Genomic DNA, 8,513 nt, shown 5'->3' with positions numbered 1-8,513 from the left:
TGGAACACGGACACTAGTCATAACTGCCGGCACATTGGTGATGGTCACATCAAAACCTGTAGAACCCTTAGCAACTACCGTTGTTTTTACCGGAGTTGCTGGTGCTGGTTTTGTTACAATACTTGTGGCAGGTAGCGAGGCGTGTTTTTTATAATAATCAGCAATCCCTTGCACAATACCTGTAGCTAGTTTTTCCTGATAGGCAGCACTGGAAATCTGCGCAAACTCTGCGCTGTTAGACATGTAGCCTAGTTCCAGTAAAACGGCTGGAGCTGTTGTTTCACGTAAGACAGCGAAAGTTTGTCGCTTAACACCAGCATTTCTAGCACCAGTATTTGCGATAAGTTTCGATTGAATACTAGATGCCAGACTGGCGCTCAAATTCAAACGCTGGGCATTATTATGATACTGTGCATTTACTCTAGCCGGATATTCTGCGTAAGATTGGTAATAATAGGTTTCGATACCATTGACAGATGGTGTCGAAGCTGCATTAAAATGGATGCTGACAAAAATATCTGAGGAAGTTTTATTTGCTTTTTCAGATCGCGGAAGCAAATCAAGACCTGTATCTGAAGATCTGGTCAACTCCACACGAAAACCTTGCGCCTCCAGTTTTGATTTGACGCGTTTTTGTATTTCTAAGTTTAAAGCCTTCTCATGTGTTCCAAAATAAACCGCACCAGGATCAGTTCCACCATGACCTGCGTCTAAGTAAACGATTCGATTGAAAACATCGTAATTCCCTTGTGAAGCAGATTTGGCTGTTGACGCTGAGCGACTAGTCGTTGATGCCACCGGTACCGGAGTTGGAGTTGGTGCAATAGATCCGATAGAAACATAACGGCGAGCACCTCCATAAGAAACATAGCTCAGCCATTTATGTTGGTCAGCGTTCACAACACTATCATAATTTACCGTTTGACCTTTTTGATATTGTGCCAAATCCTGACTGGATAGCTTTGGCTCACTTTTAACCCCTGTTGGCTCTGTAAAGACATAGCTACCTGATGGAGCGACATTTGGGGCTGGGTTAGAAACGGGACCAGCTGCCGCTGCTGCACGCGTTTCACCGAGAGATTGAGTAGAGCTAGTCCGAACCGTCTCTGATGTCACTGGCGAACCAGTACTAGTTGTTGCTGACGGTTGATTTGTACTTGCTTGAGCTTGAACTAGGGTAGCTTTAGCTTGGGATGTTTCCCCTGCTACTGTAGCTTGAGAGCTCAGAGCTACGGCTACAGTTGGAGCAGAGCTTACTTGGTTTGTCTTAGTTACTGCTGGCGCCTCTGGGCTTACGGCCTCTGCTGGAACCGATTGGGCAACAGTCGTTTGAGCTGGACTTGCTGGGGTCCCTGTTGATACAACTTGACTAGTTGGCTCAGCTGAGTTGTTTGCCGTAAGCGTCGATAAACTATCTACTGGTGTCGTCTCATCGGCTGATGCCGTTTGCCCCGTCATAAAGGATACAGTCGCTAGTAATACTGAGGCTGCGCCAAATGAATACTTTCTAATCGAAAAACGCTGAGTCTGATGCCACTTCATATATATCTCTCTCCTAAAAATTCCTAAATATTCTCATTTAATAAACAATAATTAAGTATTAGTCTAGCATTTTGGATGCTAATTGTCCATAGCTTATCGCTTCTCTTGTTTATAAAACTCTTGCAGTGCATCTTTCCAGCTCGGGATTACAAAACCAGTGGCTTTGGCTTTTTCAAGGCTCATCGTCGAGTTAAATGGTCGTTTTGCTTTGGCAGGAAAGGCTGAGGAGTCTACTGGTGCGACTTCCACATCTGTATCTTTCAAAATCTCTACAGCAAAATCATACCATGTCGTATCTTCTGATGCATCATTTGAAAGATGGTAATAGCCATATTCCTTACGGTTCTCAGCTAAGTAAGTCATAAATTCTGCTAAAGTACGTGTCCAAGTAGGCCGTCCATGTTGATCATTGACCACTGTCAAACGAGGATGTTTTTTAGCGAGCTCTTGCATGGTAAAAACAAAGTTTTTACCGTAATTACCAAATACCCACGCTGTACGAATGATGTAAAAGTTTTTCGCAAATCGCTCAACAGCTTTTTCACCTAAGCGTTTTGTTCGACCATATTCTGTTTGTGGGTCTGGCTTATCAGTCTCAAGCCACTCTTCCCCTACCGGTTTATTCCCATCAAAGACATAATCCGTTGAAATATAAACCAAAGTCGCTTGATGAGCAGCAGCAGCTTTAGCGATATTTTCTGTTCCAGTGACATTAATCGCATAGTCCAACTCTTTTCCTTCATCTTCCGCAGCATCAACAGCTGTATATGCCGCGCAATGGTAAACCAAGGTCGGTTTAACCTGATTAAATACCTCAGTTACTTTAGCTTCGTCCGTAATATCCATTTCAGCAACATCAACTGCAATGTATTCTTCATTGCGTTCATCAAGTAAATAGCGCAATTCTGTACCCAACTGCCCATTAGCACCTGTAATTAAAATCATATCAATACTCCTTTACCATAATCAGTAGTTGTCACCCAAAAGTATATCAAAAAAAAGAGCTTGTTTCACCCTTTTTCTTTGACAATATAAATAGGTCTTTTCTTAGTTTCCAAGAAAATCTTAGCGATATATTTACCAATAATACCAAGACATAGCAATTGAATACCACCGATAAAGAGCATGATAGTAACCATACTGGCCCAACCAGCGACAGGGTCATCAACCAATAATTTCCGAATAACCACAAACAAAATACCAAAAATCGAAGCAATAAATGAACCACTTCCCGCCCACAATGCGAGATTAAGCGGTGCTTCTGAAAAGTTGATGAAGCCATCCATAGAGTATTTTAACAAACTCCAGAAAGACCAGGAGGTTTCACCGGCAACACGCTCGCGATTTTCAAAAGAAATATAAGTCACATCATAACCAACCCATGAAAACAAACCTTTAGAAAAGCGATTAACCTCACCTAATTCCAATATGCTATCCACAACTTGTCGAGTCATTAAGCGAAAATCACGAGCACCGTCAACCATTTCTGTACTGGAAATACGATTGATTAACCAATAAAAGGTACGCGCAAAAAAGGAACGAATGAGAGGTTCACCCTGGCGGTCTGCCCTTCTTGTCCCAACAACATCATAACCCTCACGAATCTTAGTAAACATATCAATTAAGAGCTCTGGGGGATCTTGTAAATCTGCATCCATGACCGTGACATAATCACCAGTTGCCGTCTCTAAGCCAGCTAAAAGCGCTGCTTCTTTCCCAAAATTCCGAGACAAAGAAAGGTAGTGCACATTAATATAGCGCTTCGAAACGTCTCGAAGAATAGATAGGGTATTATCCTTAGAACCATCATTGACAAAAATGTAGTCAAAAAGAACTTCTGATGCTAAGGCTTTCTCAATTTTTTGGGTTTCTTCTAAAAATGGCAAGATTGTCTCTTCTTCGCCATAACAAGGAATAACTAAAGTTAATGTTTCCATAAGAGTCTCTCTTCTAACGAATACCTAAAGCGATGCGTGCATAGCGACTAAGCCGATCAACAGACCAGGCTGGTGTCCAAACCAAACGTACCTTAGCCTCTGTCACCTCTGGAACATCTTTCAAAACATCGTAAATTTGATCTGTAATCAAATCTGCTAATGGACATCCCATCGTTGTCAATGTCATATCGATCTGTGTCTGACCATCTTGTTCAAAGTGAATTTCATAAATCAACCCGAGGTTAATGATATCAATACCAAGCTCAGGGTCAATAACCTCTTCTAGAGCTTCAAAGATACGTTCTTTGATATTAGCAATTTCTTCTTCAGTATAATTGATAACTTCTGACATGATTTTCCTTTCACTTCCATTCATTTGAACAACTGACTATCTTTCAACGTTCCAATACTATCTACACAAGAAATTGACCATTCAACTTTTGTTTCGACTAGAAGCCAATTAGATTAACACTAGTATTTGTTGCTGTTCATCTATGATAGATCAATTCTGAATTTGCCTACTTCTATCTATTGCAGCAATGCCTGATTTGAACAGAATAATTCAACACTCTCTAAACGTAAACAATCCCGAGCTCTGCGGTTATCAGAGCACCCAAAACAGTCTATTCCTAAAAAACAATCACGACGCTCGTTTCTCATTTTTAGCGAGCGGTTAAAAAGGGCTACTAGACATATGCTCTGGTCAGCATTTTTAGCGGAACACCTAAAACAGTCTATCATCAAAAAACAGTCACGACACTCGTTTCTCATTTTTAGTGAGCGGTTAAAAAGGTCTAGGAGACATATGCTTCGGTCATCATTTTTAGCGGATCACCTAAAACAGTCTATCCCTAGAAAACAATCACGACGCTCGTATCTCATTTTTAGCGAGCGGTTAAAAAGGGCTACTAGACCTTTTTAATCCTCCATAAAGTCTTTGAGCTGTTTGCTGCGGCTTGGGTGGCGGAGTTTACGTAGGGCTTTTGCTTCGATTTGACGGATACGCTCACGCGTAACATTAAAGACCTTACCCACATCCTCAAGTGTGCGCATTTTGCCATCATCAAGTCCAAAGCGGAGGCGAAGGACATTTTCCTCGCGATCTGTAAGCGTATCAAGCACGTCATCCAATTGCTCACGAAGAACCACGCGCGTAGTGTAATCAACTGGATTCTCAATAACTTCATCCTCAATGAAGTCCCCAAGATGACTATCATCTTCCTCACCAATTGGCGTCTCAAGAGATACTGGCTCTTGAGCAATCTTCAAAATTTCACGCACCTTATCAGGTGTCATGTCCATACGCTCTGCAATCTGTTCAGGTGTCGGATCTTGTCCTAACTCTTGTAAAAGATTACGTTGCTCACGAACCAGTTTATTGATAGTTTCGACCATGTGTACAGGAATACGAATAGTACGTGCCTGGTCTGCAATAGCACGAGTGATAGCTTGACGAATCCACCAAGTCGCATAAGTTGAAAACTTGAACCCTTTCGAATAGTCAAACTTATCAACAGCTTTCATGAGACCCATATTACCTTCTTGGATCAGATCAAGGAACTGCATACCACGCCCAACATATCGCTTAGCAATCGAAACGACCAAACGTAAGTTAGCTTCTGCTAATCGTTGTTTAGCCTGTAAATCACCATTTTCAACCGCTATTGCCAAAGCCTTTTCCTCTTCATTTGTCAACAACGGCACAACACCAATTTCTTTCAAATACATACGAACAGGATCATTAACCTTAGCAGAATTACTTCCCAATAATTCTTCGTCGGTTAACTCCTCAGGCTTAGGTGCCTCAACAACATATTTTGTTGAAGGATTACCATCCTTATCCGTAATGGAAATACCACCATCCGTCAAACGCTCCAACAAATCATCAATTTGTTCCGCATCCAAACTAAAGGGAATAACAAGCTTCTCTGTAACTTCATTGTCAATCGCTGTTCCGGCCTGCTTATGATTACGGATAAAATCAGCAACTTGAACATTAAAAGTGGTTATTTCTTTTGTTTTCTCTGCCATAATTCCCTCTATTCTATACTTCTTTTTTGTGCAATAAGAGCTTCCAAGGCGGCAAGTGCACTATCTTGATCACCTTGGTTACTGGTATCTTTAATCAACTGACTTTGTCTTCTTATATCTTTTTGGGTCAGTAAACGCTCTCGGTGTCGCTCTAAATCCCTAATTTCATTATCACCGATATCTTCAGGTAATTGCTCCTCTAAAACACTATAATAAGCTTGCTGCACTGCCTCGGACTGATTTGATAATTCATAAGCAGAAATCTCACCATGTTGTACCAACAATTGAAACAAGATATCAAGTTCCTTGGTTACAAAATGAAAATCATCTCGCAAGCGAAAATCGTTCAAAATAACGGGATGAAAAAGCATGCGATGGAAAAGATGATTCTCTGTTTTTGTCAGAGCACTAATCTGTTTTGCAACAGGAATGTCAAGATAAATTGGTTCAGCTACTTGTTTTGAGGTAGCCTGGCGACTACTCAAACGCGCAGCATTGACAGATTGTTCAACCTGTCGGTAATCAAAATCAGGTAACAAATCAGCAACCTTATTGATATAGGTATTTTGAGCCGTAATTGACGGTTCCTTGGCAATAATATCAGCGATATGCTCCACATAGGCTATCTGATTCTGCAAGTTGTCACTATTGTCAGGCAAAAGGTAGTTAATCCAAAACTCGACTTGACTTATTCGTGATTTTTCAAGTAAATGTTCCAACTCCTCTGCCGAAGTAGCCGTCAAATAATCGCCAGGATCCATATCCTGAGGCAGTTTGACAACGTCTACCGAAAATGCAGACAGTAGTTCCAACGACTTAGCAATAGCTTGTTGTCCAGCAGAATCACCATCATACGTTAAAATAACCTTTTTAGTGTATCGACTTAGATGCTTGACATGCTCTGGCGTTAAGGCAGTGCCCATGGAAGCAACAGCATTGACAACGCCAGCCTGATAAGCCGCAATAACATCCATGAAACCTTCCATAAGGTAGACTTCACGCTTTTTCGCAATCACAGCTTTAGCCTTATCTAAGTGATAAAGCTCCTGGGATTTGTTAAAAATAACTGTTGCCCTGGTGTTCTTATACTTGGCCTGATGACTTTTCTGGTCTTTATCAGTCCAGATACGCCCGGAAAAACCTATGACTTTTCCTTGGTCATTCGTTAGGGCAAACATGATACGATTTTGAAAAGCATCATAGACACGATTTGTTTCTTCAGAAAGGTTAAATAATCCCGACTGTAAAATCGTATCTTCATCGTATTTTTTTGCCAAGGCACGATAGAGATAATCCGGTTCATCGGGAGCTAAACCAATTTGAAAATGGCGAATTAGGTCATCTGTCAATCCACGACTATATAAATAGCCACGTGCTGCTTCCCCAAGCTTTGTTGTCATTAGAACGGCTTGAAAAAATTTCGTCGCATCGGCATTAATCTGAAACAATTTGTCATTTGGATGGTGAGATGGTGCCGAATGATCTGTCCGCACTTCAATCACCATTCCCAAACGCTGAGCTAAGATCGTCGCAGACTCTTTGAAGGAAATGTGCCGATAATCCTCTAAAAATTTAAAAACGTCACCTGATTTTCCACAACCGAAACAATGGTAAAATTGCTTATCTTCGATAACGTTAAAGGATGGCGTTTTTTCTTTATGAAAAGGACATAACCCTATATAATGGTGACCTGTTTTTGAGAGAGCAACAACCTCTCCAATAATGTCTACAATATTGGTTTCTTGTTTGATCTGAGCAATGCTTTGTTTATCTAAAATCACACCATCACCTCCACAAAAATCCAAATTTGCCTTACGTTACATTATATCACTTCACTTTTCATCTGTAAATTAAAAATATGATTCATATTCCTTGCTCCTCCTTTGGCTTTTCTGTATAATACAGTTAAATATGGAAAGGAATCGATTATGATTAAAGAATTAAAAGCTTTTTTGTTTAAAGGAAATGTCCTTGATTTAGCTGTAGCCGTGATCTTTGGTGCAGCGTTTGGTGCGATCATCACGTCATTAGTTGAAGATATCATCACACCACTTTTGTTAAACCCTGTATTGGAGGCAGTTGGTGCTGAACGTATTGCTGAACTCACTTGGAACGGTGTTGCCTATGGTAGCTTCTTGAGCGCTGTACTCAACTTCCTTATCGTTGGTACGGTTCTCTTCTTCATCGTTAAAGCTGCTACCAAGATCATGCCAAAACAAGAAGAAGTTGTTGAAGAAGTTCTTCCAACAAACGAAGAAATCCTTCTTACAGAAATCCGGGACCTTTTGGCTCGTAAGTAATTCTTACCATTAACTAGTAAAACGAGATCCGATCATATGATCGGATCATTTTTTGATTTGAACATTTCAGCTTTTAACAATTCATTCTCAAAAATCTGAGGTTAGCGCAGACATTATGCTTCTTCAAAGCATGAAACATACTCAGAATAACATAATCTTACTACAATATAAGATCGCTAAGTACCACTACAAAACTGTCTTACCAGCTCCAAACTGCTTATCGCATTGGTGCATAAAAATAAGACAGCAATCTGAAATCGACTACTGCCTTAACAATATTTTGTCACTTAATCATTGAGAAGCTTAGGAAAGCGTGAGAAAGGAGTTGAAAGTCCCCAACGATCAGAAAGAGAGGTCATCAACAGATCCTCATCACTTGTTCTGAACTCAAATGACAAACTTCTTCTCATTCCGCCATCTAAGTCAGGGTTGAGGCCCTCCATTAGACGTTCAAGTACCAACTCTCATATTCTCTCTACAGTCTCTCCCGAGAGTATTGGAAATTAACACTAAAGCAAACTTTGTTCGTGTCAAGCTACCTCAATGATCATTCCAGATGGAGCAACCAAATGCCACACCGTCTGTTTAGAACTCGTTCAAAGGGTAAAATGTTCACTGATCTTACTAGACAATCCATCAACTCTAACCTTCCACAGTTTTCCAAATTGTAACACTCATTCCACTGCTATATTAAACTACTTTG

Annotated in this window: 7 protein-coding genes; 1 reads left to right on the top strand and 6 read right to left on the bottom strand. The window is 40.6% G+C overall.

The window, feature by feature from the left end; translation table 11 throughout:
- The 6 genes from G574_RS11130 to dnaG all read right to left on the bottom strand — a co-directional run.
- Positions 1 to 1,542 (bottom strand): N-acetylmuramoyl-L-alanine amidase (locus tag G574_RS11130; RefSeq protein WP_029691739.1); only part of this gene is annotated, 1,542 nt, incomplete at its 3' end.
- Between the two features lie 93 nt (positions 1,543 to 1,635).
- Entirely contained in the window at positions 1,636 to 2,487 is an 852-nt protein-coding gene (gene rfbD, locus G574_RS0107975) for a dTDP-4-dehydrorhamnose reductase (RefSeq protein ID WP_029691738.1), read from the bottom strand.
- 65 nt (positions 2,488 to 2,552) lie between these two features.
- Entirely contained in the window at positions 2,553 to 3,479 is a 927-nt protein-coding gene (locus G574_RS0107970; protein ID WP_029691737.1) for a glycosyltransferase family 2 protein, read from the bottom strand.
- 13 nt (positions 3,480 to 3,492) lie between these two features.
- Entirely contained in the window at positions 3,493 to 3,831 is a 339-nt protein-coding gene (locus tag G574_RS0107965) for a metal-sulfur cluster assembly factor (RefSeq protein ID WP_029691736.1), read from the bottom strand.
- A gap of 566 nt (positions 3,832 to 4,397) precedes the next feature.
- On the bottom strand, positions 4,398 to 5,510 hold the full coding sequence (rpoD, locus tag G574_RS0107960; RefSeq protein WP_029691735.1) for an RNA polymerase sigma factor RpoD: 1,113 nt from the start codon (positions 5,508 to 5,510) through the stop codon (positions 4,398 to 4,400).
- 8 nt (positions 5,511 to 5,518) lie between these two features.
- Positions 5,519 to 7,291 carry a DNA primase gene (gene dnaG, locus G574_RS0107955; protein WP_037590679.1) on the bottom strand — a complete coding sequence of 591 codons (1,773 nt, stop codon included), beginning with the start codon at positions 7,289 to 7,291 and terminating at the stop codon, positions 5,519 to 5,521.
- 147 nt (positions 7,292 to 7,438) lie between these two features.
- Between dnaG and mscL the strand changes: the two genes are divergently transcribed.
- On the top strand, positions 7,439 to 7,810 hold the full coding sequence (gene mscL / locus G574_RS0107950; RefSeq protein WP_029691732.1) for a large conductance mechanosensitive channel protein MscL: 372 nt from the start codon (positions 7,439 to 7,441) through the stop codon (positions 7,808 to 7,810).
- Positions 7,811 to 8,513: the final 703 nt, after the last annotated feature.

Source organism: Streptococcus hyovaginalis DSM 12219, assembly GCF_000420785.1.
GTDB lineage: Bacteria > Bacillota > Bacilli > Lactobacillales > Streptococcaceae > Streptococcus > Streptococcus hyovaginalis.
This window is presented reverse-complemented; position numbering and strand designations above follow the sequence as displayed.